The organism is Aeromonas sp. MdU4, assembly GCF_041929505.1.
Lineage (GTDB): Bacteria > Pseudomonadota > Gammaproteobacteria > Enterobacterales > Aeromonadaceae > Aeromonas.
In genome coordinates this window covers 12,733-35,801 of sequence record NZ_JBHFMW010000018.1, presented here as the reverse complement: position 1 = coordinate 35,801, position 23,069 = coordinate 12,733, and the positions used below count along the sequence as shown (strand labels likewise).

22 protein-coding genes are annotated in these 23,069 nt (G+C 58.7%); 18 read left to right on the top strand and 4 right to left on the bottom strand.

The window, feature by feature from the left end; genetic code table 11:
- The first annotated feature begins 302 nt into the window (after window positions 1-302).
- The 4 genes from ACE1BR_RS09445 to ACE1BR_RS09430 all read left to right on the top strand — a co-directional run bounded on the left by ACE1BR_RS09445 (window position 303) and on the right by ACE1BR_RS09430 (window position 4,804).
- Window positions 303-773: a YhcH/YjgK/YiaL family protein gene (locus ACE1BR_RS09445; protein ID WP_374869635.1), complete on the top strand. Its 471-nt coding sequence runs from the start codon at window positions 303-305 to the stop codon at window positions 771-773.
- Window positions 774-1,105: 332 nt separating this feature from the next.
- The gene (locus ACE1BR_RS09440) at window positions 1,106-2,305 is read left to right on the top strand and encodes an acetate kinase (RefSeq protein WP_374869633.1); all 1,200 of its coding nucleotides are present in this window, start codon (window positions 1,106-1,108) and stop codon (window positions 2,303-2,305) included.
- Between the two features lie 143 nt (window positions 2,306-2,448).
- Window positions 2,449-3,690, top strand: a complete 1,242-nt coding sequence (locus ACE1BR_RS09435) for a mechanosensitive ion channel family protein (protein WP_374869631.1) — start codon at window positions 2,449-2,451, stop codon at window positions 3,688-3,690.
- Window positions 3,691-3,877: 187 nt separating this feature from the next.
- Window positions 3,878-4,804, top strand: a complete 927-nt coding sequence (locus ACE1BR_RS09430) for a L,D-transpeptidase family protein (RefSeq protein ID WP_374869629.1) — start codon at window positions 3,878-3,880, stop codon at window positions 4,802-4,804.
- A gap of 68 nt (window positions 4,805-4,872) precedes the next feature.
- Here ACE1BR_RS09430 and ACE1BR_RS09425 read toward each other — a convergent pair whose 3' ends face one another.
- Window positions 4,873-5,766 carry a VirK/YbjX family protein gene (locus ACE1BR_RS09425; protein WP_374869627.1) on the bottom strand — a complete coding sequence of 298 codons (894 nt, stop codon included), beginning with the start codon at window positions 5,764-5,766 and terminating at the stop codon, window positions 4,873-4,875.
- Window positions 5,767-6,082: 316 nt separating this feature from the next.
- Here ACE1BR_RS09425 and putP point away from each other — a divergent pair, with 316 nt between their 5' ends.
- The 10 genes from putP (at window position 6,083) to rpoS (ending at window position 14,455) form a co-directional block, all read left to right on the top strand.
- Window positions 6,083-7,603 (top strand): sodium/proline symporter PutP, encoded by a 1,521-nt coding sequence (gene putP / locus ACE1BR_RS09420; RefSeq protein ID WP_374869625.1) that lies wholly within the window; start codon window positions 6,083-6,085, stop codon window positions 7,601-7,603.
- 204 nt (window positions 7,604-7,807) lie between these two features.
- Window positions 7,808-8,125 (top strand): cell division protein FtsB, encoded by a 318-nt coding sequence (ftsB, locus tag ACE1BR_RS09415; RefSeq protein WP_203132727.1) that lies wholly within the window; start codon window positions 7,808-7,810, stop codon window positions 8,123-8,125.
- The gene (gene ispD, locus ACE1BR_RS09410; RefSeq protein ID WP_374869623.1) at window positions 8,118-8,810 is read left to right on the top strand and encodes a 2-C-methyl-D-erythritol 4-phosphate cytidylyltransferase; all 693 of its coding nucleotides are present in this window, start codon (window positions 8,118-8,120) and stop codon (window positions 8,808-8,810) included. Before ftsB ends, ispD begins: the two co-directional genes overlap by 8 nt.
- 54 nt (window positions 8,811-8,864) lie before the next feature.
- On the top strand, window positions 8,865-9,341 hold the full coding sequence (gene ispF / locus ACE1BR_RS09405; RefSeq protein WP_374869621.1) for a 2-C-methyl-D-erythritol 2,4-cyclodiphosphate synthase: 477 nt from the start codon (window positions 8,865-8,867) through the stop codon (window positions 9,339-9,341).
- A complete protein-coding gene (truD, locus tag ACE1BR_RS09400) occupies window positions 9,341-10,399 on the top strand; it encodes a tRNA pseudouridine(13) synthase TruD (RefSeq protein ID WP_374869619.1) in 1,059 nt (352 codons plus the stop codon). The genes ispF and truD overlap by 1 nt, the downstream gene beginning before the upstream one ends.
- Entirely contained in the window at window positions 10,380-11,126 is a 747-nt protein-coding gene (surE, locus tag ACE1BR_RS09395; RefSeq protein ID WP_374869617.1) for a 5'/3'-nucleotidase SurE, read from the top strand. The genes truD and surE overlap by 20 nt, the downstream gene beginning before the upstream one ends.
- Window positions 11,127-11,133: 7 nt before the next feature.
- Complete coding sequence (locus ACE1BR_RS09390; RefSeq protein ID WP_005335507.1) at window positions 11,134-11,751, top strand: protein-L-isoaspartate(D-aspartate) O-methyltransferase; 618 nt, start codon at window positions 11,134-11,136, stop codon at window positions 11,749-11,751.
- Window positions 11,748-12,329, top strand: a complete 582-nt coding sequence (locus ACE1BR_RS09385) for a YqaA family protein (protein WP_374869615.1) — start codon at window positions 11,748-11,750, stop codon at window positions 12,327-12,329. The genes ACE1BR_RS09390 and ACE1BR_RS09385 overlap by 4 nt, the downstream gene beginning before the upstream one ends.
- Before the next feature lie 9 nt (window positions 12,330-12,338).
- Window positions 12,339-13,412 carry a peptidoglycan DD-metalloendopeptidase family protein gene (locus ACE1BR_RS09380; RefSeq protein WP_374869613.1) on the top strand — a complete coding sequence of 358 codons (1,074 nt, stop codon included), beginning with the start codon at window positions 12,339-12,341 and terminating at the stop codon, window positions 13,410-13,412.
- 50 nt (window positions 13,413-13,462) lie between these two features.
- Window positions 13,463-14,455 carry an RNA polymerase sigma factor RpoS gene (gene rpoS / locus ACE1BR_RS09375; protein WP_374869611.1) on the top strand — a complete coding sequence of 331 codons (993 nt, stop codon included), beginning with the start codon at window positions 13,463-13,465 and terminating at the stop codon, window positions 14,453-14,455.
- 121 nt (window positions 14,456-14,576) lie between these two features.
- Here rpoS and ACE1BR_RS09370 read toward each other — a convergent pair whose 3' ends face one another.
- The gene (locus ACE1BR_RS09370) at window positions 14,577-15,614 is read right to left on the bottom strand and encodes an alkene reductase (protein WP_374869609.1); all 1,038 of its coding nucleotides are present in this window, start codon (window positions 15,612-15,614) and stop codon (window positions 14,577-14,579) included.
- A 199-nt stretch (window positions 15,615-15,813) separates the two neighbouring features.
- Here ACE1BR_RS09370 and ACE1BR_RS09365 point away from each other — a divergent pair, with 199 nt between their 5' ends.
- Window positions 15,814-16,380 carry a TetR/AcrR family transcriptional regulator gene (locus ACE1BR_RS09365; RefSeq protein ID WP_374869607.1) on the top strand — a complete coding sequence of 189 codons (567 nt, stop codon included), beginning with the start codon at window positions 15,814-15,816 and terminating at the stop codon, window positions 16,378-16,380.
- 68 nt (window positions 16,381-16,448) lie between these two features.
- Here ACE1BR_RS09365 and ACE1BR_RS09360 read toward each other — a convergent pair whose 3' ends face one another.
- Window positions 16,449-17,402 carry a LysR family transcriptional regulator gene (locus ACE1BR_RS09360; protein WP_374869605.1) on the bottom strand — a complete coding sequence of 318 codons (954 nt, stop codon included), beginning with the start codon at window positions 17,400-17,402 and terminating at the stop codon, window positions 16,449-16,451.
- 155 nt (window positions 17,403-17,557) lie between these two features.
- On the opposite strand from ACE1BR_RS09360, the gene aguA reads away from it, so the two are divergent.
- Together aguA and ACE1BR_RS09350 are read left to right on the top strand one after the other, a co-directional pair.
- Entirely contained in the window at window positions 17,558-18,655 is a 1,098-nt protein-coding gene (aguA, locus tag ACE1BR_RS09355) for an agmatine deiminase (protein ID WP_374869603.1), read from the top strand.
- A gap of 124 nt (window positions 18,656-18,779) precedes the next feature.
- Window positions 18,780-20,483, top strand: coding sequence for an amidase (locus ACE1BR_RS09350; RefSeq protein WP_374869601.1), 1,704 nt, complete (start codon window positions 18,780-18,782; stop codon window positions 20,481-20,483).
- Window positions 20,484-20,686: 203 nt separating this feature from the next.
- Here ACE1BR_RS09350 and ACE1BR_RS09345 read toward each other — a convergent pair whose 3' ends face one another.
- Entirely contained in the window at window positions 20,687-21,820 is a 1,134-nt protein-coding gene (locus tag ACE1BR_RS09345; RefSeq protein ID WP_374869599.1) for a hypothetical protein, read from the bottom strand.
- 465 nt (window positions 21,821-22,285) lie between these two features.
- Here ACE1BR_RS09345 and ACE1BR_RS09340 point away from each other — a divergent pair, with 465 nt between their 5' ends.
- Window positions 22,286-23,047 carry a CphA family subclass B2 metallo-beta-lactamase gene (locus tag ACE1BR_RS09340; RefSeq protein WP_374869597.1) on the top strand — a complete coding sequence of 254 codons (762 nt, stop codon included), beginning with the start codon at window positions 22,286-22,288 and terminating at the stop codon, window positions 23,045-23,047.
- Window positions 23,048-23,069 lie beyond the last annotated feature (22 nt).

Sequence of the window (23,069 nt, the reverse complement as noted above, 5' to 3'; positions counted from 1 at the left end):
GTAATGCGGTTTGACGAAAAAAACGGGAGCTGATGCTCCCGTTTTTGCGTCTGGTCAAAGTCGATGGCAAAAGGGTGGTGAATAATATGGTTTCAGCTGGTACGATCACTGTGAAAATAGGCTTATGCCTCTTGGCAAGGTGCTGACTAGTGTGTAACAGTGCCTCTATCGCTGAACATGAGCAAAAGCTCTAAGCCGGTTTGCACGGATCGCAGGCGGTGTTATTGAAGGACCTGTCACGGGTCCTTTTTCATTGGCTGGCAAAGATGCCGCGCAGATATATCTAACAGGAAGCAGACGCCATGATCACCGGAAGCCTCAACACCCTGCAGCGTACGCCGCTGCCCGCGCCGCTGGCCCGTATCATGGCCGAGGTGGTGAAGAGCGTGGCTCACTGGGATGACGCGCCTCTTGGCAAGACCGAGATCGATGGCCTGAACCTGTTCTGTCTGGTGAGCGAAGATATGACCGAGCCAGCCGCGGATCGCCGTGGCGAGTTTCATCAGCACTATCTCGATATCCAGTTGCTGCTGCGCGGTGAAGAGTGGATAGGTGTGGGCCCCCACGACTACGTGAGCGACGGCGCCGACCATCCCCATCCCGATCTCTGGTTTGTCGATGATGAGCAGACCAGCTATCTGGCGCTGCAACCCGGTGATTTCGCCATCTTCTGGCCGGGCGAACTGCATCGCCCGCTCTGCACCTTCAACCAACCGGCCAAGGTAAAGAAGCTGGTGGTCAAGGTGCACCGGGATCTGCTGGCCAACTGCTGAACGCTATCCTTGGGTGTCAGCCACCCGACCGCTACAGGGCCACTTGCCCTGTGATGAATTGAAGAGAGTGATACGCACTTCAAGATGCGATGACTCTTGCAAGATCAAGAATTGAAACGAGTGATACGCGCTTCAAGTTGCGATGACTCTTTCAAGATCAAGAATTGAAACGAATGATACGCACTTCAAGGTGCGATGACTCTTTCAAGATCAAGAATTTAAAAATTGGGCGCACCCTCCTGCGACCATAAGCCCCCGGCAGGGGAATCCCATCCTCTTTTGGATGACACGACACTGTCGGCATAAAGCCGAAGCACAGGAAGATGTAGAACATGAGCAAGTTGGTATTGATCCTTAATTGCGGTAGCTCTTCCCTGAAATTTGCCGTAATGGACGCCGAAACAGGTGAGGACATGCTGTCCGGCCTGGCCGAATGCTTCAATCTGGATGATGCACGTATTAAATGGAAACTCCACGGGGTCAAGGGCGAAGCCATGCTGGGAGCGGGTGCCGCTCACCAGGAAGCGCTCGACCATATCGTGGGTCACATCCTGCCGCAGGATCCGACTCTTGCCGAGCAACTGGTAGCTATCGGTCACCGTATCGTACACGGTGGCGAGCAGTTCTCCCGCTCCGTGCGCATTGATGACGGCGTGATTGCCGGTATCGAAGCGGCCATTCCGTTCGCTCCGCTGCACAACCCGGCCCACCTTATCGGCATCCGTGCCGCACTGAAGGTGTTCCCGCAGCTGGCTGACAAGAACGTGGCCGTTTTTGACACCGCCTTCCACCAGACTCTGCCGCAAGAGGCCTACCTCTATGCGCTGCCGCACAAGCTCTATCGTGAACACGGTATCCGTCGTTACGGTGCCCACGGTACTTCTCACCGCTATATTGCGGAAGAAGCGGCAAAAGAGCTGGGCAAACCGTTGAATGAACTGAACATCATCAACTGCCACCTGGGTAACGGTGCCTCTGTTTGCGCCATCAAGAACGGCGAATCCGTTGACACCTCCATGGGTCTGACTCCGCTGGAAGGTCTGGCGATGGGCACCCGCTCCGGTGATATCGACCCGGCCGTGGTCTTCTTCATGCATGACCAGCTTGGTTACAGCGTGGAGCAGATCAACCACACCCTGACCCGTGAGTCCGGTCTGCTGGGGATGACTGAAGTGAGCAGCGACTGCCGTTACGTCACCACCAACTACGCCACCGACGCGGGTGCCAAGCGTGCACTGGATGTCTTCACCTACCGTGTAGCCAAGTATGTCGGCGCTTATGCTGCCGCTATGGATGGTCGTCTGGACGCAGTTGTCTTCACCGGTGGTATCGGTGAGAACGCCGCCATGGTGCGCGAGATGGTGCTGGCGCGTCTGGCCCTGTTCGGCTTCAAGGTGGATAAAGAGGCCAACAACGCCGCGGTACTGGGTGGCGAAGGTCGTATCACTACCGCCGACAGCCGTTGTGCCATGGTGATCCCGACCAACGAAGAGCTGGTTATCGCTCGCGATGCCCTGAGCCTGGTCTGCTAAGTCAGCCTTGCTTTGAAACAACGCCCGGCCTGTGCCGGGCGTTGTCGTTTCCGGCGTCCACCGATTTGACATGAGGGAGGGGCACAGTACCCTGACCCCCACTGTTTTCGCAGCCGTGGTGCTGCAAGGTCTTGGAGAGGGGAATGAAAGAGGCATTTTTTAACTGGTTGTCTGGCCTCGGGGTGGAAGTAACCAGCCTGATGGCGCTGGTGATCGCATTGGGCTTTATCATCGTCACCTCGTTGCTGCTGCACATGATGTTGCACCGCGTTCTATTGGTGCGGCTGGTGGGGATCCTCGGCAAGGCCAAGCAGGTGTGGTTGCCACCCCAGCTGCAACAGCGCCTCTTCAACCGGCTCGCCTTCGTCTTGCAGGGGGCCGTGCTGCTCGGGCAGGCGGAGATCTGGCTGCCGCGTCAATCGGATAGTCTCAAACTTATCGAGCTGGTGGCCCAGCTCTGGATTTTGCTGTTCCTGCTGCTGGCCTTCTTCGCCCTGCTCGACTGCTTGCTGTCGGTGAGTCGTTACACTCGGCTGGGCCGGGATCTGCCTCTGCGTGGCATCTTCCAGGGGGCCAAACTGGTGGGCAGCATTCTGGTCGGCATCCTGATGATTGCCCTGCTGCTCGGCAAGTCACCGCTGTTCCTGTTCAGCGGTCTGGGGGCCATGACCGCGGTGCTGATGCTGGTGTTCAAGGACCCCATCCTCGGGCTGGTAGCGGGGATCCAGCTCTCCGCCAACCGGATGTTGAGTGTCGGTGACTGGCTGCAGATGGATAAATATGGCGCCGATGGCGAAGTGACCGATATCGGGCTTACCACGGTCAAAGTGTCAAATTGGGACAAGACCATCACCACTATCCCCACCTACGCCCTGATCTCGGATTCTTTCAAGAACTGGCAGGGGATGACCGAATCGGGTGGCCGCCGCATCAAGCGCAGCGTCAATATCGACATGACCAGTGTGCGTTTCCTGACTGCCGATGAGCAGTTGCAGCTCAAACAGGCCCAGCTGTTGGCTCCTTATCTCAGTCGCAAGGAGCATGAGCTGAGCAGTTACAACCAGCAGCTGAGCGATGCCTTGAGCTGCCCCATCAATGGTCGTCACCTCACCAACCTCGGCACCCTGCGCGCCTATCTGGATGCCTATCTGCGTGCCCACTCCGGTATTCGCAAAGACATGACACTGATGGTGCGCCAGCTGGCCCCCACCTCTGACGGCTTGCCGCTGGAAATTTACTGCTTTACCGCAACCACCGCCTGGGCCGATTACGAAGGGATCCAGGCCGATATTTTTGACCATATATTTGCCATCATTGAGCAATTTCATCTGCGGTTGCATCAATCCCCAACGGGTTACGATATGCGTGGCTGGCGAAGCGAATAAGCGGAGGCATTTGACGGCGCAAGTCGGCGGGGAAATCCACATATTAATCATCGACCCGTCACCACTTGTCAGTTGAAATTTGGCGTGCAGAGGAGAAAAATGGCGGCCTTCTCTTCGCGCCCCTGATCCCCGTCTGATCAGCTGCCAGCTCAGAGATGTCACTTCAAGTCATCATCATGGGAAAGTTATGAAGCTCCTTCGCAATAGTGTGGCAACACTCTGCTACAGCCTGCTGCTGACCGCTGCGCCGGTTTTCGCTGTTGAATATGCTCTGCCTGCGGCCAATAGCCGTCTGGTGGGGGAAAATCTGGAATATGTGGTTCCGGCCGAAGAGAACGGCCAACCGCTGGAGGCCATTGCGGCGAAATTCCAGCTGGGGCTTACCAACATGACCGAAGCCAACCCCGATGCAGATCCCCTGCTGGTACAGACCGGCGAGAAGCTGGTGATCCCCCAACAGCTGATCCTGCCGGATGCTCCGCGGGAAGGGGTGGTGCTCAACGTGGCCGAGATGCGCCTCTACTACTATCCCAAGGGTAAAAAAGTGGTGGAAGTGCTGCCCATCGGCATCGGCCAGCTCGGCACCGATACCCCGGAAAACTGGGTGACCAGCGTGCAGCGCAAGAAAGCGGGCCCGACCTGGACCCCGACCGCCAAGATGCATGCCGAATATGCCGCCCGTGGCGAGAGCCTGCCTGCGGTATGGCCAGCTGGCCCGGACAACCCCATGGGTCTGTTTGCCCTCTACATCGGTAAGATGTACGCCATCCACGGCACCAACGCCAACTTCGGTATCGGTCTGCGGGTGAGTCACGGCTGTGTGCGTCTGCGTAACGAAGATATCGAGTACCTGTTCAAGCAGGTGCCGGTCGGCACACGTGTCCAGTTCGTCAACCAGCCAATCAAGGCATCTCTCGAGCCCAATGGCCACCGCTATCTGGAAGTGCATCAGCCGCTTTCGCGCAGCGAGGAGGAGTTCAACTCCAGCCTGCCAGCGCCGCTGCCGATGACGCCAGCGGTCACTCGTTTCATTGCTCACGCCGACAGCGACTCCCAGCTGGTCAAGCAGGCTCTGGAACAGCGCAACGGTATGCCGATGGCGATCAACCGCTAATTGGTAATGTGATCATCAAAAAGGGCGAACAGCATGCTGTTCGCCCTTTTTGTTTCTGCCGGGTTGACTCAGCTTCGCAGCAGATTTGCCTGCAGCTCGCTGCCAAGCTGATCGAGCATCTGGTAACGCACCTTGTAGCTGGCCCGCTTGCGGGAGGGGATCTCCTCCAGCGTCTTGCGTGGTATCTGCAGCGGCAGGCTCATCCAGAGTTCATCCATGACGGCGCCCTGATGCTCTTGCCACAGACCATCCAGATCGAACTTGACCCGGCTGGCGGTGCGCTTGCTGGACTGGTAGACGTGGCTTTGGGTCCGGATCCCCAGCAGTTGCTGGCAGGCCAGCCCCTGGGCCAGTTCGGCGGCCATATAGACCAGCAGTGACATGGGCCGCAATCCGCCACATGCCTTGGTGACCAGCTTGATCTCTTCGCTAAGCCCCTTGCCCCCCTGCAATGAACAGAGCTCGAGGGTGGGTGTGGGGGCTGGCCGCAGATTGAGGGCCATGTGATAGAGTTCGACGTCACCCAGCTTGAGGGTCAGGCTCATCTCCCCCTCCTTGGCCATATGGGTTTGATAGTCGAGTAGCAGGGTGAGCGGTGCTGTCAGCTTGTCGCTCTGCCAGCTGGCGAGCTGCAAGCCGCTCTTGCTGTAGATCGCCTGTTGCTGCGCTTCGGGTAGCGCCCGTGCCAGCTGCTGGTAGTGGCCGCTGATCAGCCCGGCGCGCAGCCCCTTGCGCAGCCCTTTGTGGCGATAGGGGTGGATCGGCTTTTCCAGAATGTCGGGGAAGCGGCTGATCGCCTGCGCCAGCAACGGCTGCTCCTGTTGCTGGCGATAGAGGGCGCGGGCCCCCGGGTTGAGCCAGAGGCGGCCCACATACTTGGCTCTTCTGACGAGATGGCCCGACTCTTCTACCGGATGGAGACGGCGGGCGAGGGTACGCAGTTGTGACAAATGTGAGGACATAATGCAGGCTTTTGGTTTGTGTGGTGATGCAAGGCGTCGAGTGTAGGAGGGGGGCGGGTCCATGTAAAAAATGGATAGTAACAAAATGTGAAAACATAACGCTCAATAGCGCCGGGGCGGCAGTGATCGTCACGGCAGGATATCTGGTTCCATCCTCTTGATGCAGAAGATGATTTGATGCGCAAAGGTTTTTATTGTGTTTCGTGGCTGTTAAAAATGATTGAGCTGGCGCGAATGGCTGATTAAGCTAGGCCGGTTTTTTAGGGACGAGCCCGTCATCAGAGCGGGCAAAACATGACACAAAACGGAGCTTTGCATGACAGCCAGCACACCCATGTTAATCACCTTTCTGGTGTACATCCTCGGGATGGTATTGATCGGCTTTGTTGCCTATCGCGCCACCCGCAACTTTGACGACTACATCCTTGGCGGCCGCCGGATGGGGAGCTGGGTCACCGCCCTCTCCGCCGGCGCCTCCGACATGAGCGGATGGCTGCTGATGGGCTTGCCCGGCGCCATCTTCATCAGCGGCATCTCCGAGAGCTGGATCGCCATCGGTCTGGTCATCGGGGCCTACCTCAACTGGCGCTGGGTGGCTGGCCGCCTGCGCGTTCATACCGAGAAGAACCGCAACGCCCTGACCCTGCCGGACTACTTCACCTACCGCTTTGAAGATCACAGCAAGGTACTGCGCATCCTCTCGGCGCTGGTGATCCTGCTCTTCTTCACCATCTATTGCGCCTCTGGCGTGGTGGCCGGTGCCCGTCTGTTCGAGAGCACCTTCGGCATGGATTACAACACCGCCCTCTGGGTCGGTGCGGCCGCCACCATCACCTACACCTTCTTCGGCGGTTTCCTCGCGGTGAGCTGGACCGATACGGTGCAGGCGACCCTGATGATCTTCGCCCTGATCCTCACCCCGGTGTTCGTCATCATCGCCGTGGGCGGGGTGGACAGCGCCATGATCGAGGTAGCGGCCAAGAGCGCCAGCAACCTCGACCTGTTCAAGAATCTGGATTTCATCGCCATCATCTCCCTGATGGCCTGGGGCCTTGGCTACTTCGGTCAGCCCCATATTCTGGCCCGCTTCATGGCGGCCGACTCCCACCACTCCATGGCCAATGCCCGTCGCATCAGCATGACCTGGATGGTGTTCTGTCTCGCTGGCGCGGTGGCCATCGGTTTCTTTGGCCTGGCCTACTTCGCCCGTTTCCCGGAAGTGGCGGGCGGCGTGACTGGCAACCCGGAGCGGGTCTTTATCGAGCTCTCCAAGATCCTGTTCAACCCCTGGATTGCCGGTGTGCTGCTCTCCGCCATTCTGGCTGCGGTGATGAGTACCCTCAGTTGCCAGCTGCTGGTCTGCTCCAGCGCCATCACCGAGGATCTCTACAAGCCGTTCCTGCGCAAGAATGCCTCCCAGCGTGAACTGGTGTGGGTGGGTCGGCTGATGGTGCTGGCTATCGCTCTGATCGCCATCGCCGTTGCCATGAATCCGGAGAACCGGGTGCTTGGGCTGGTGAGCTATGCCTGGGCCGGTTTTGGTGCCGCGTTCGGCCCGGTGGTGCTGCTCTCGGTGCTCTGGCCGCGGATGACCCGCAATGGTGCGCTGGCGGGCATGCTGGTCGCGGCCATTACCGTCATCGTCTGGAAGCAGTTCGGTTGGCTGGGGCTTTACGAGATCATCCCGGGCTTCCTGTTTGCCTGTATCGCTATTGTGGCGGGCAGTCTGTTGGGTGAGGCGCCATCAAAAGCGATGCTGGAGCGTTTCCGCGAGGCCGAGGAGGAGTACAACACCCCTGCCGAACTGGAGGGAGAACCGCTCACCGTTAACGGATAACCCGTTCAGCGCTGTCACAATTAGCCCCGCCCCGGTCGAGGTTTGCCTTTGTTGGCTATCCTTGCACCGTTTTGGCGGGGCTTTGTGCTATCTGATTCACTCTTGGGCACTTTTTTATGTTTGGCTGGTCGTTCCCGGGTGTTGGCTTTCTTTTGTCTTGGCACCGAATATGGGACACTAGGCCGCTTGAAGGAGACCTAGTGCATGCGCCTATTCACCCTGATCCTGATCCTCCTGCTGGGAGGTCTGCAATATGACCTCTGGCTGGGGAAGAACGGGCTGTCCGACTATCAGAGTCTGTCGGAGGCCATCTCGCAGCAGCAGCGGGACAACCAGAGCCTCAAGGATCGCAACGACCTGATTTATCGCGAGATCGATGATCTCACCTCTGGCCTTGAGGCCATCGAAGAGCTGTCGCGCAACGATCTGGGCTATATCAAGCAGGGTGAGACCTTCTACCGGATCATTCCCAAAGAGAAAGAAAAAGAGAATGTGCCAGCGGATGCCCCTTACGATGACTGATGCGAACCGCACTCCAGCCCTAACGGCGATTGTGCCTGCTGCCGGTATTGGCAGCCGGATGGGGGCTGACTGTCCCAAACAGTATCTGTTATTGGCGGGTAAGACCATTCTCGAGCACACCCTGGAGCGGCTGCTCACACACCCCGCCATCGTACAGGTGATCGTGGCACTGGCACCTCATGACCGCTGGTTTGATACCCTTCTGGTGGCGCAGGATGCGCGGATCCTGCGGGTCGAGGGGGGCGCCGAGCGCGCCTTTTCCGTCCTCAATGCCCTCCATGTGGCGCAAGGGGAGTGGGTGCTGGTGCACGATGCGGCCCGCCCCTGTCTGACTCACGGCGATCTCGACGCCCTGATTGCCACCGCCATGGCGAGCGACGGCGCCATCCTCGGCAGCCGGGTGCGCGACACCATGAAGCGCTCCGATGCGGCCGGCAATATCATTGCCACCGTCGAGCGCGAACAGCTCTGGCATGCCCTGACGCCGCAAATGTTCCCCACCGGCCCACTCAAGCGGGCATTGGAGGAGGGGCTGGCGCTCGGAGCCACCATTACCGATGAGGCCTCCGCCATGGAGCGCGCCGGTTTTGTGGTGCGGATGGTGGAGGGGCGTGCCGACAATATCAAGGTGACCCGGCCGGAGGATCTCTCTTTGGCGGGACTGTTTTTAAGCCAGCAGGCATAAGCCCACCTATCAGAACAGACAGGTCTGAACAGACAGGCCGAACAAGGAGCGAGCATGATCCGGATTGGACATGGTTTTGACGTACACAAATTTGGTGGGGTTGGCCCCTGCATGCTGGGCGGGGTACCGGTTCCCTACGAACAGGGATTGATCGCCCACTCTGATGGTGACGTAGTGCTGCACGCGGTGAGCGATGCCCTGCTGGGTGCCATCGGCGCCGGTGACATCGGTCGCCACTTCCCCGATACCGCCGCCGAATTCAAGGGTATCGACAGCCGCATCCTGCTGCGTGATGTCTTTGCCCGGGTACAGCAAGCGGGTTATGCCATCGGCAATCTGGATGTGACCATCATCGCTCAGGCGCCCAAGATGGCGCCCCATATCGACGCCATGTGCGCCGTGTTGGCCGCCGATCTGCAATGTGATTTGAACCGGGTGAACGTCAAGGCGACCACCACCGAACAGCTTGGGTTTACGGGGCGCAAGGAAGGGATCGCCACCGAAGCCGTCGTCCTACTGGTGAAACAATAATGCTGGAACAACTTGCCTATCTGCACGGGGCGCCTACCGCCCGCGGTATCCTCAAGGCCGAGGCCGCCGACTTCGTGGTCAATGAAGATCTCGGCTTCGAACCCTGCGGGGAAGGGGAGCACATCTTCGTCCGGGTGCGCAAAACCGGCGAGAACACCGCCTGGGTGGCGGGCCTGCTGGCCGATGCGGCCGGGGTCAACCGCAATGCGGTGACCTGGGCGGGCCTGAAAGATCGCCACGCGGTGACCGAGCAGTGGTTTGGCATCCATCTGCCAGGCAAGGCCGAACCGGACTTGTCGGTCATCGAGAGCGACAGCATCCAGATCCTGCAAGCCAAGCGTCACAACCGCAAATTGCGGGTCGGCTACCTCAAAGGCAATTACTTCACCCTGCGTCTCACCGGTCTGGAGCTGGCCGATGGGCTGGAGTCCCGCCTGCAGGCCATCGCCGCCCAGGGCGTGCCCAACTACTACGGCGAGCAGCGCTTCGGCCGAGATGGTAACAACCTGGAAGCAGCCAAGGCGATGTTTGCCGGCAAGCGGATCAAGGATCGCAACAAGCGCTCTCTCTACCTCTCTGCCGCGCGCAGCATGCTGTTCAACGCCATTGTCAGCGCCCGCATCGAACAAGGCTTGGCCCATCAGCTGCTGGCCGGTGATTGCGTGATGCTCAAGGGCAGCCACTCCATCTTTAGCGAAGAGGGGCTGACTCCCGAGTTGGAAGCGCGTCTTGCCTCCGGCGACGTGCAGCTCACCGCCCCCCAGTGGGGTCGTGGCCGTCTGGCCAGTCAGGGGGCTGCTGCCGAATTTGAACAGGCTGTACTGGCCCCTTACGCCGAGTGGTGTGATGGGCTGGAGAAAGCCGGGCTGGATCAGGATCGCCGTCCGCTGCTACTCAAGCCGGAGCAGATGAGCTGGCAGCTGGATGGCGGGGTACTGACCCTCTCCTTCTTCTTGCCTGCGGGTGCGTTTGCTACCAGCGTGGTGCGCGAGTTAATGCTGGCCGAAGAGGCCGATCATGGTTTCAGGAATCAGACCGATGCGAATTCTGGTCAGTAATGATGATGGTGTGCATGCCGAGGGCATTCGAGCCCTCAGCGAGGCGCTGTGCGCCTGCGGCGAGGTCATTGTGGTGGCGCCGGATCGCAACCGTAGCGGTGCGAGTCACTCTCTGACGCTGGAAGTGCCGCTGCGGGTCACACACATTGCCCAAAGCGGTTACTATGCGGTGAAGGGCACGCCGACCGACTGCGTGCATTTGGCGGTCAACGAGCTGGTACGCCCGGAGCCGGACATGGTGGTGGCCGGTATCAACCACGGCGCCAACCTGGGGGATGATGTCATCTACTCGGGAACGGTCGCCGCGGCCACCGAGGGTCGCCATCTTGGCTACCCCTCCATTGCTATTTCGCTGGTGGGCAAGACCCACTTCGCTACGGCGGCCCACTATGCGGCCCTGCTGGTAACGGGGCTGATGAAACACCCCCTGCCTGCCGATCAGATCCTCAACGTCAATGTGCCGGATTTGCCCCTCGAGCAGATCAAGGGGATCAAGGTGACTCGCCTTGGCAATCGCCATCGGGCGGAGTCGGTGATCCGCGCCGAGGATCCTCGTGGTCAGCCCATCTACTGGATCGGCCCTCCCGGCAGTCAGCAAGATGCCGGAGAAGGCACCGATTTTGCTGCCATCGCGCAGGGTTATGTCTCGATTACTCCCCTGACCATCGACATGACTGCCTATGACAGTCTCGCCGGTCTGGGAGCCTGGTTAGATCTGCAGGGATGAGGGTGGTGTGATAGTACAGCGCCTGTTAAATCAGCTCATTGCGCAGGATATTCGCGATTTTCGCGTGCTGGCGACCATCGCGAAAGTGCCGCGCCAGCTGTTCGTGGACGAGGCCATGGCCCACAAGGCATGGGACAACACCGCCTTGCCCATTGGCCACGGTCAGACCATTTCGCAGCCCTACATGGTGGCGCGAATGACTGAGTTGCTGATGCAAAATAATCCGGCCCACGTGCTGGAGATTGGCACTGGCTCCGGTTACCAGACGGCGATCCTCGCCCACCTGGTGGAGCATGTGTATACCGTTGAGCGGATCAAGTCGCTGCAGTTCCAGGCCCGGCGCCGACTGCGCCAGCTCGATCTGCACAATGTCTCGGCCAAGCACGGCAACGGCTGGTTGGGGTGGCCCAACAAGGGGCCTTATGACGCCATTCTGGTGACGGCTGCGGCGAGCGAGATCCCGACGGCACTGACCGATCAGCTGGCTGAAGGGGGGCGACTGGTATTGCCGGTGGGTGACAGCCAGCAGACCCTGCAACTGATTGAACGCTCCGGCTCCCAGCTGACCAGCCGGATTCTGGAACCGGTGCGCTTTGTTCCCCTGATCGACGGAGATGTTGAGTGAAGTTGTTTTCCCGTTTGTATGTATTGGTAATGCAGTGGGCGCGCCATAAATACGCTCCCTGGTATCTCTCCATCACCGCCTTTATTGAATCCGTCTTCTGGCCCATCCCGGTCGATGTGATGCTGGCGCCAATGGCGCTCGGCAAACCGCACAAAGCGTGGCACTACGCCGGGTTGGCAACGACCTTTTCGGTGTTGGGGGCGCTGTTCGGTTACGCCCTTGGCTATGCCCTGTGGGATCCGGTGGTACAGCCGCTGGTGGCTTCGGTTGGTTATGATGGCAAGATTGCCATCGCTCGCCACTGGTTTGAACAGTGGGGTATCTGGGTCATTTTTATTGCCAGCTTTACTCCCATCCCTTACAAGGTGTTTACCGTGACGGCGGGGCTGTTGCAAATGGCTCTGCTGCCCTTCATCATCACCTCGCTTATCGGTCGTGGCATGCGCTTTTTCCTGGTTGCGGGCCTGATGCGCTGGGGCGGCGAGAAGATGGAACGCAAACTGATGCACTATGTGGATGTGCTGGGTTGGCTCTGTATTGGTCTGGCCGTCGTGGCCTATTTCTGGTTTAGTCGTTAAGGATCCATTATGCGTGCGCGTATTTGGCAAGGAAGCGGTGTCGTCGTTCTTTCATGGCTGCTGCTTGCCTGCTCCTCTAGTAAAAATGCAGCTCCGGTGGATGGCGTGGGTGATGCTCCCTTCGTTTCGACCATTCCGGTGCGCCAGAGTGGGGCCCAGGTTAGCGCCCCCATTCAGGGTGGCAACTATGTGGTGAAGCGGGGTGATACCCTCTACTCCATCGCCTTCAATTCGGGTAACGATGTCCCCTCGCTGGCCAGCCTCAATAACATCAGCCCGCCCTACAACATCTACCCGGGACAGCAGCTGCGGCTCGATGCATCCGGTTCTACGGTCACCAGCAGCAGAAGTGCCAGCACCTATCAGGTACGCCGTGGCGATACCCTGAGCAGCATTGGTCGTCAGTTCGGCATGACCCCGCAGGTGTTGGCCCAGAGCAATAATCTGAGCGCCCCCTACGCCCTGCAGCCGGGTCAGGTACTCAACGTCCAGACAACTGGTAGCAGTAGCCAAATGGTAGCCGCGACCCGTCCGGTGACGCCGGTTCCGGTTCAGACCACGACCACCCGACCCAGCAGCGGACTGCGTCCTTTGGCGGAACCGAGCGGATCTGGTCAGACCACGCCATTCATCTCTCAAAAATCCGTTGCTGCGGCGGCACCGAAGGAATACGCTCAGACTCAAGAACAAAAAACAAACAACTCCCAGTCGAGACTTGCTTGGCACTGGCCTGCAAAAGGCCGGATCGTCGAGGGGTTCTCTGTTGCAGAACAGGGTAACAAGGGTATCGACATAGCCGGGCAGAAGGGGCAACCCGTCTACGCCGCCAGCAGCGGTAAAGTGGTATACGCCGGTAGCGCTTTAAGGGGGTATGGCAAGCTGATCATCCTCAAGCATGATGATGACTATCTCTCCGCCTACGCACACAACGACGAGTTGCGGGTGAAGGAAGGGGACAGCGTCAAGGGGGGCTCGGTCATTGCCAACATGGGGAGCACGGACGCGCCGGATGTGCGATTGCATTTCGAGATCCGGTATAGAGGCAAGTCGATTAACCCGATGAGCTATTTGCCAAAGCGTTAACCCCGGTTTAATCCGGGACCTGGAATCTGGTAACGTCAGGGAGACACACCATGAGCCAAGAACAGCTGGTAATGCAGGATGCAGAGTTAGAGTTTGACGCTGAATCCGAGTCCCACGAAGACGAAGAAGTAGAAGAGTTGCAGGAGGTCACCGCCGAGGCGGAAGAGAGTATCTCCGATGAGTTGCTGGCACCGGAACTGAACAAGGTGATGGATGCCACGCAACTCTATCTGGGAGAGATAGGTTTTTCTCCCCTGCTCACTGCCGAAGAGGAAGTCTACTACGCCCGTCGTGCCTTGCGGGGTGACAAAGCAGCCCGCAAGCGCATGATCGAGTCCAACCTGCGACTGGTGGTTAAAATCGCCCGTCGCTACAACAACCGCGGCCTGGTGCTGCTGGATCTTATCGAAGAGGGCAACCTCGGTCTTATCCGCGCGGTCGAGAAGTTCGACCCCGAGCGCGGCTTCCGTTTCTCTACTTATGCCACCTGGTGGATCCGCCAGACCATTGAGCGGGCCATCATGAACCAGACCCGCACCATCCGTCTGCCCATTCATGTGGTCAAGGAGTTGAACGTTTACCTGCGCACTGCGCGCGAGCTCTCTCATCGTCTCGATCATGAACCGACCGCCGAGGATATCGCCTTCGCGCTGGATCGTTCGGTGGACGACGTGAATCGCATGCTCAAGCTCAACGAGAAGATCACCTCGGTGGATACCCCCATCGGTGGCGATCGCGACAAGGCGCTGCTGGATGTGCTCTCCGACGAGCGCGGCATGGGGCCCGAGCTGGAATCTCAGGATGACGACATGCGCGCCAGCATCGTCCACTGGCTGGAAGAGCTCAATCCCAAGCAGCGGGAAGTACTGGCTCGCCGGTTCGGCTTGCTGGGTTACGAGCCAGCCACCCTTGAGGATGTGGGGGCCGAGATTGGCCTGACCCGCGAGCGGGTACGCCAGATCCAGGTCGAGGGGCTGCGCCGTCTGCGGGAGATCCTGCTGAGCCAGGGGCTCTCCATCGAGGCCCTGTTTAGAACAAACTGAGTCCAGAACCAACTGATTAGCGGAACAACCGCATCAGGGCTGTAACGCCAGACAGATAGCACGAGGGGAGCAACAGCTCCCCTCGTTTTTTATTGCCTGTCGTCTGGCGATGGCGGTGTGGTTATACCAGCTCAGCCAGCATGGTGTCGGCGTAGGGCACCAGCGCTTCACCCTTCTTCACCTTGGTGAGGTAGTCCGGGTTGGCGATAAGCGGACGACCGATGGCCACCAGATCGAAGCGGTTGGCCTCGATGGCCGCAGCGGCGCGCTCGGCGTCGTAGTTGCCCACCCCGACCAGATTGCCCTTGTAGTGGGCGCGCAGATAGTCGGAGGCGCGGCCACCCAGATAATCGAAGGTGAGGTTGTCATCGAAGATGCCGAGGTGGATATAGGCCAGCGGGCGATCGTTCAGCTTGCCCAGCAGGTAGTCGAACACGGCGCGATCTTCCGGGCTGCCCGCCAGATGGACATAGGCACCGGGGGATAGGCGCAGGCCAACCCGATCACCGCCAATGCGGGCGCTGATGGCATCCACCACTTCCAGCGCGAAGCGGCTCATATTTTCCGGGCTGCCACCGTAATTGTCGGTGCGCAGGTTGGTGGAGTGGTGCAGGAACTGGTCGATCAGGTAGCCGTTGGCACCATGGATCTCCACCCCGTCAAAGCCTGCCTCGATGGCGTTGGCACCGGCTTGGGCGTAATCCTGTACCAGCTGGGCGATTTCGGCTTCGGTCAGGGCGCGCGGCACCTGATAGGTCAGCTCGCGCATGCGGGGCACTGTGCCCTCGTGCGCCACGGCAGAGGGGGCCAGCACTTCAGCCTGATGGAAGAAGGGGTGGGAGAGGCGGCCGACGTGCCACAGCTGGGCGAAGATCTTGCCGCCCTTGGCGTGCACGGCGCTGGTCACTTTCTTCCAGCCATCGATCTGCGCCTGGGTGAAGAGGCCCGGGGTATTGGGGTAGCCCTGCGCATCGGGGCGGATGATGACAGCTTCGGAGACAATCAGGCCGATGTCGGCACGGCGGCCGTAATAGGCAGCCATCTGCTCGGTCGGCACCAGACCGGGGCCGGCCATGCAGCGGGTGAGCGGGGCCATCATGAAGCGGTTGGCCAGGGTCAGAGTGTCATTAAGGCGATACGGCTGAAACAGGGTATTCATGATAGTGTGTCCTGAATGGGTTATTCTTGAACGTGCATTCAAGACGTTTTTTGCGTCGGGCGCAAGCTTTTTTTGAATGCGCGTTCAAGAAGGTTGGCCCGAGCGGGTGGCTGGGGTAAACTTGCCGCCCTTTCCAGCCACTCTTTATCGGCGGGCCTGCTTGCCCCTTGCCGGTGAATCATTTCCCACGGGAGGAACCATGCGCATAGCCGAGTTTGATCGGGACGAGGTGCTGCGAAATGCCATGGAAGCGTTTCGCGCCAAGGGGTATGCCAAGACCACCATGCAGGAGCTGGTGGCCGCCACCGGTCTGCATCCGGGCAGCATTTACGGCGCCTTTGGCAACAAGCGCGGCCTGCTGCTGGCTGCGGTGGATCACTATGTCGAGGGCAAACGCACCCTGCGCCGCGCCCTGCTCGACAACCCGAGCCCGCTGGCGGGACTTGCAGCCTATCTTGACGGGATTGTGGGGGAGGCGCTTTGCGGCTCCTGTCTGGTGACCCGCACCATGATGGAGTTGAGCGAGCAGGACGAGGAGCTGACCCAGCGGGTCAAGGGGATCTACGGCGAGCTGGAGCAGGATCTGGCCGAGTTGCTGACACAGGCGCAGGCCAAGGGCGAACTGGCCCCGGATCGCAATATCCGCACCCTAACCGCCCTGCTGCTGATCAACCTGCAAGGTCTGGTCACCTTCGCCCAGTGCCGCCCCGATCGCCCCCTGCTCGACGACGTGGTCGCCCAGCTGATGCGGGCCCTGCGGGCGTAGCGCGATACCGCAGAAACAACAGTGGCTCCCTCGGGAGCCACTGTTGTTTTCGCGAGGTGCATTCCGCCTTACCTCGGCCCCACCAGCTCCTTCATCAAATCCTTGAGCCATACCAGTGCGGGTTGCTGGGCGTGCACGGGGTGCCAGACGCAGTTGAGGTGATAGTCGGGCACGTCTGCGGGCAGCGGCAGGCTTTTCAGCGGCCAGTGGGTGGCGAGCAGCTCGGCCACCATGCTGGGCAGTACCAAGAGGTGATCGCTCTGGCTGACGATGGCGGCGGCGGACATATAGCTCTGGCTGTTAACCGAGATGGTGCGGCTAAAACCCTGACTTTTCAGATAGCGGTCGAGGCTCGCCTCCGAGGTGCCCAGCGGCGAGTGGAACACATGGGGCATGGCGATCAGCTGCTGCAGGGTGATGCGCTCTTGCCACTGGGAGGGATCATCCTCGGCCCCGGCGGGGGCCGATTTGGCAATGGGCAGATCGGCGCGCACCAGTCCGGCCAGCGGCTCGGTGAGCCAGGTCTCCTTGCCCAGATACCCCGGCACCTGCATGTACTCGTCAAAGCCCAGCACCAGATCGATCTCGCCGCTCGCTAGCTCCGCCTCTGGCAGGGTGTCGCGCAGGATCCTGATCTCGATGGTGATCCCCGGCGCCAGCCGCCTGAGCCGCTGAATAAGCGGCGGGATCAGCACGCACTCCACGTAGTCGGTGGTGCAGAGCACGAAACGGCGCCTGGAATGGATCGGCTCAAACTCCTCCTCTTCGGTGAGCTGCTGCTCCAGTAGCCGCAGCGCCTGCTGCACCCCGAGATGCAGCCGCTGGGCGCGCGGGGTCGGCAGCATCCCCTGCGGGGTGCGCACCAAAAGCGGGTCGCCGAGAAAGGTGCGCAGCCGGTTAAGAGAGTGGCTCATGGCGGGCTGGCTGATAAAGAGCGCCTCGGCGGCACGGGTGACGCTCCCTTGCGTCATCAGGGCGTCAAAAGCGAGCAGCAGATTGAGGTCGAGCTGGTGCAGTTTCATGGGGGGATTATTCGCCGTGTTTATGGGACAATCCATCCTATTCATTTGATGGATGGGGGCGCAACGTCTTACTCTGCGACCCACTGTTATTTTTTCAGGATTCCCGCGCCGTTTTGGCGTAAATGGGGGCCTCAATCCATGCAAGGAGCCTTGCGATGAGCATCAAGACCATTCATTCCACACCGGCCGCTGACGGCTTCACCATGCCCGCCGAGTGGGCGCATCAGCAGGCCGTCTGGATGATCTGGCCGTTTCGCCCTGACAACTGGCGTGAAGCCGGTCGCTTCGCCCAGCCCACTTTTGCCAAGGTAGCCGATGCCATTGGGCAAGCCACCCCGGTCTTTATGGGAGTGCCAGCCCAGTTTATGGAGCAGGCCCGCGCCATCATGCCCGCCCACGTCACTCTGGTCGAAATGGACAGCGATGACTGCTGGGCCCGCGACACAGGCCCGACCATCGTTACCAACGCCGCAGGCGAGTGCCGTGGCGTGGATTGGGGCTTCAACGCCTGGGGCGGCCACAAGGGCGGTCTCTACTACCCGTGGAATCAGGATGAAGAAGTGGCGGCCCAGATGCTGGCCCAGCACGGCATGGCTCGTTACGACGCGCCGCTGATTCTGGAAGGGGGCTCCATCCACGTCGATGGCGAAGGCACCTGCCTGACCAGCGCCGAGTGCCTGCTCAACGAAAACCGCAACCCGCACCTGAGCAAAGAGCAGATCGAAGCTCACCTGCGCGACTATCTGGGCGTCACCAGCTTTATCTGGCTGGACGAAGGTGTCTACATGGATGAAACCGATGGCCACATCGACAACATGTGCTGCTTCGTCCGTCCGGGTGAAGTGGCGCTGCACTGGACTGATGACCAGAACGATCCCCAGTACGCCCGCTCCGTGGCTGCCCTCAAGGTGCTGGAAGCGGCGGTCGATGCCAAGGGTCGCAAGCTGAAAGTGTGGAAGCTGCCCCAGCCGGGCCCGCTGTTCTGCACTGAAGAGGAGTCTGCCGGTGTCGAGAGCGGTACCGGTGTGCCGCGCGAGGCTGAAGGTCGTCTGGCCGGTTCCTACGTGAACTTCCTCATCACCAACGATCGCATCGTCTATCCGCTGCTGGATGCCGCCACCGATGGCGAAGCCCAGCGCATTCTGGAAGAGATCTTCCCGGATCACACCGTGATCGGCGTGCCGGCCCGCGAGATCCTGCTGGGCGGTGGCAATATCCACTGCATTACACAACAGATCCCCTCCGGCAAATAAGAACCGGTTCCGGTGAGTATTCAAAACCCCACTCAGTGGGGTTTTCTCTCTTGATGGTGTGATGGTCGCCGGCGCTGATGCGGCGAACATCATGACAAACAGTCACCCTTTACAGGAGATCAAAATGATCGAAGTGACCGAGGTTTCCATTGCCGAGCTGCGTGCTGCGCTCGAATCAGGCCGCACCACAGCGGTCGAACTGGTCAAGGCCTATCTGGCCCGGATCGAGGCTTACAACGGCCCCGAGACTGCCACCAAACTCAACGCCGTGGTGGTCGCCAATCCCGATGCGCTGAAAGAGGCCGAAGCTTCCGATGCCCGCCGTGCCCGTGGCGAGACCCTGAGCCCGCTCGACGGCATCCCCTACACCGCCAAAGACAGCTATCTGGTCAAGGGGCTGACTGCCGCCTCCGGCAGCCCGGCCTTCAAGGATCTGGTGGCCCAGCGCGATGCCTTTACCGTTGAGCGCCTGCGCGCCGCCGGTGCCATCTGCCTCGGCAAAACCAATATGCCGCCGATGGCCAATGGCGGCATGCAGCGCGGCGTCTATGGCCGTGCCGAGAGCCCCTACAACGCCGACTACCTGACCGCGCCGTTTGCCTCCGGCTCCTCCAACGGGGCCGGTACCGCCACCGCCGCCAGCTTCTCCGCCTTTGGTCTCGCCGAAGAGACCTGGTCGAGCGGCCGTGGCCCGGCTTCCAACAACGGCCTGTGTGCCTACACCCCGTCCCGTGGTGTCATCTCGGTGCGTGGCAACTGGCCGCTGACTCCGACCATGGATGTGGTGGTGCCCTACGCCCGCACCATGAATGATCTGCTAGAAGTGCTCGACGTAGTGGTCGCCGACGATGCCGATACCCGTGGCGATCTGTGGCGCATGCAGCCCTGGGTGCAGCTGCCCAAGGCCTCTGAAGTGCGTCCGGCTTCCTATCTGGATCTGGCTGCCAAGGCCGATGCCCTCAAGGGCAAGCGCCTCGGCGTGCCGCGCATGTTTATCAACAAGGATGAACTGGCCGGCACCAGCGAAAACCCCGGCATCGGTGGCCCGACCGGTCAGCGCATCCATACCCGCGAGACCGTGATCGCCCTGTGGGAAGATGCGCGCAAGGCGCTGGAAGCCGCTGGCGCCGAAGTCATCGAAGTGGACTTCCCGCTGGTCTCCAACTGCGAAGGGGACCGACCCGGCGCGCCGACCGTGTTCAATCGCGGCATCGTGAGCCCGGAGTTTCTCAACGACGAGCTGTGGGAGCTCTCCGGCTGGGCGTTCGACGACTTCCTGCGCGCCAACGGCGACCCCAAGCTCAACAAGCTGGCCGATGTCGATGGGCCGAAGATCTTCCCCCACGATCCGGGCACCCTGCCGAATCGCGAGGGCGATCTGGCGGCGGGCATGGACGAGTACGTCAATATGGCCAAGCGCGGCCTCAAGCGCTTTGACGAGATCCCCACAGTGCCGGACGGCCTGCGCGGTCTGGAGAAGACCCGCAAGCTGGATCTGGAGGACTGGATGGACGGGCTCAAGCTCGACGCCGTGCTGTTCCCCACCGTCGCCGACGTCGCCCCGGCTGATGCGGATGTGAATCCGGCCTCCGCCGATATCGCCTGGAGCAACGGCATCTGGGTTGCCAACGGCAACCTCGCTATCCGCCACCTCGGCGTGCCGACCGTCACCGTCCCCATGGGGGTGATGGCCGATATCGGTATGCCGGTGGGCCTGACCTTCGCCGGTCGCGCCTATGACGACAACAACCTGCTGTGCTTCGCCTCGGCCTTCGAGTCCACCGGCAGCAAGCGTATGGTGCCGCCGCGGACGCCACCGTTGGGATGAGCGGTGGTGTGAGTTAAAGCTATCGGGTTCATTCTGAGATAATAAAAAGCCCACCCGTTATGCGGCTGGGCTTTCATTTCTTTAATGAGTCGGCAAGTACATCGTTATAGATATAATCTGGTTGATGATGTTGATAGCCACTTTCATTAATTGATGAAACGTATTCTATGGTTCAACAGTATAGCTAAATAACGCTACATCTCTTAATTATGTACTTTTTTTACTACCATTTTCTTTAGTTTGTTTTCTTGATCCTTGAACTTTGTCGTGTGATAGTATTTTATATAATCCTCATGCATGTTATTGATGCTTATTAATGTGTCGATATTATTATATTTATTCTCTATGCTAACAGTATCTAGTAGCTGCCATGATACAGGATCTGAAAGTTCGAATATATCAGAGAGTGTTTGGCAATAAAAACTCTTCCGTGAGGTATATGTTTTCGGTGGAAATACAAAATTAATGTTAATGTCATGATGCTTCATCTGAGGGGTGTTTGTCGATAAATATGATATTCCTGATATATCTGGGCTCTTTTTACTAACCCACTGAAGTAATAGGTTGGGGATTATATATTCCTCGTTAAAGTTAGCGGGGGAGTGAGCTTTTTTATAGCTGCAAGCTATCAATATAGGGAGGAAGATAATACGTGCAAGGTCTCTTTCAATTTCAGATGTATTATCAATGAATGTATCAAGGCCTTCAGGTTTCATCATCTTTAATGAGTATGCAAGATTTAAGTACTGCACATTTTTTTTACGACATCCAAATCTAGATAAGTACAACTTATTAAGATCAGGGCTACCCATTTCATGCCAGCAAACATAAAGTGATGAACCCAAATATAAGCATGGAACACCTGCAATTGAATAACGTTGTGTTCCGACTAAGTGTCTGGAGTTAAATGGAATGTGAAACATATCATGTTTTTTGAAAAGAGGTTTTTCAGATAATCTAACTCTATATAATGAGTTGCTGTCATTTTTGCCACTATATTTGTCCATTGAGCTGCATAGTTTAAATATATGCCTAGTTATTATCTCCATCTCCAATAGGTCGGCGATATGGCGATATGCTTCCCCTGCATTTCCAGATAGATATTCATCTAAAGCGGAAAGAATTTTCTTTGTTATATTCTCTAATTCGCTAGAGGCTTCATATAAAGTTTTTTCTATGATGCCCCCTTGGGGAGATAAAGTTTTGACTATGGTGATGAAATTATTTAGCTTTAACTCTAGGTCATCCCTATAGGATGATGTATTAGGCGCTAATAAAGGTTGTTTGGCTAAATCACTTTCTAGCAATTTGTCTACAACAGTGTAAATATCATTCATTACATTTTCCCTAGTAAGTGCAAGAGTGCCTCAATCGAGGCTCTTTGTGTTGTGCTGATATTTAACTTAAATGTCATCCATATATTATATGGATTTGAAAAAAACTGCATGTGGAATGTCTTTGCATATTCAATGTGCTGCTTGTGAATTTTTAAATAAAATCATGTGGATTGAACGGTATGTCTTTATGGCGAAAGGTATTCGAGTGATCGCGAAAGGGAGGTTACCGAGAAGCCGCAGAGACTGCATGTTTTGACCATGTACCTCTTTCCATTTCCCGTACTGCCAATCGCCATCTTGGTCTTGGTTCGCTGCTGATTTTGCCGGACTTCCCCCAGACTTCACCTTCTCTTCACACAACCTCATTTTCCCTTCACAAATCCCCCGTATTTTCTGCCCACTGATAAATGGGCCCGGCTTGCCACAGGGGTGGCGAGGGGGCGGTTGGTTCGAGGGAGCAAGATGATGAAAGGTTGGATAAAGTGCGGGCTGGCCGGGGCCGTGGTGCTGATGGCGAGTTTCTGGGGTGGCAGCGTGCGGGCGGCGGGGATCTCCCTCAAGCAGGTGAGCGGCCCGGTCTATGTGGTGGAGGACAACTACTACGTCAAAGAGAACTCCATGGTCTATTTCGGGGCCAAGGGGGTGACTGTGGTGGGGGCGACCTGGACGCCGGATACCGCCCGCGAGCTGCACAAGCTGATCAAACGGGTCAGCAGCAAGCCGGTGCTGGAGGTGATCAACACCAACTACCACACCGATCGGGCGGGCGGTAACGCCTACTGGAAGTCCATCGGGGCCAAGGTGGTGGCGACGCGCCAGACCCGGGATCTGATGAAGAGCGACTGGGCCGAGATTGTCGCCTTTACCCGCAAGGGGCTGCCGGAGTATCCGGATCTGCCGCTGGTGCTGCCCAACGTGGTGCACGATGGCGACTTCAAGCTGCAAGAGGGCAAGGTGCGCGCCTTCTATGCGGGCCCGGCCCATACGCCGGACGGCATCTTTGTCTACTTCCCCGACGAGCAGGTGCTCTATGGCAACTGCATCCTCAAGGAGAAGCTGGGCAACCTGAGCTTTGCCAATGTGAAGGAGTATCCGCAGACCATCGAGCGGCTCAAGGCGATGAAGCTGCCGATCAAGACGGTGATCGGCGGCCACGACTCGCCGCTGCACGGCCCCGAGCTGATTGATCACTACGAGGAGCTGATCAAGGCGGCGCCGCAGTCATAACCGCCGCATGACAGACCGCTTG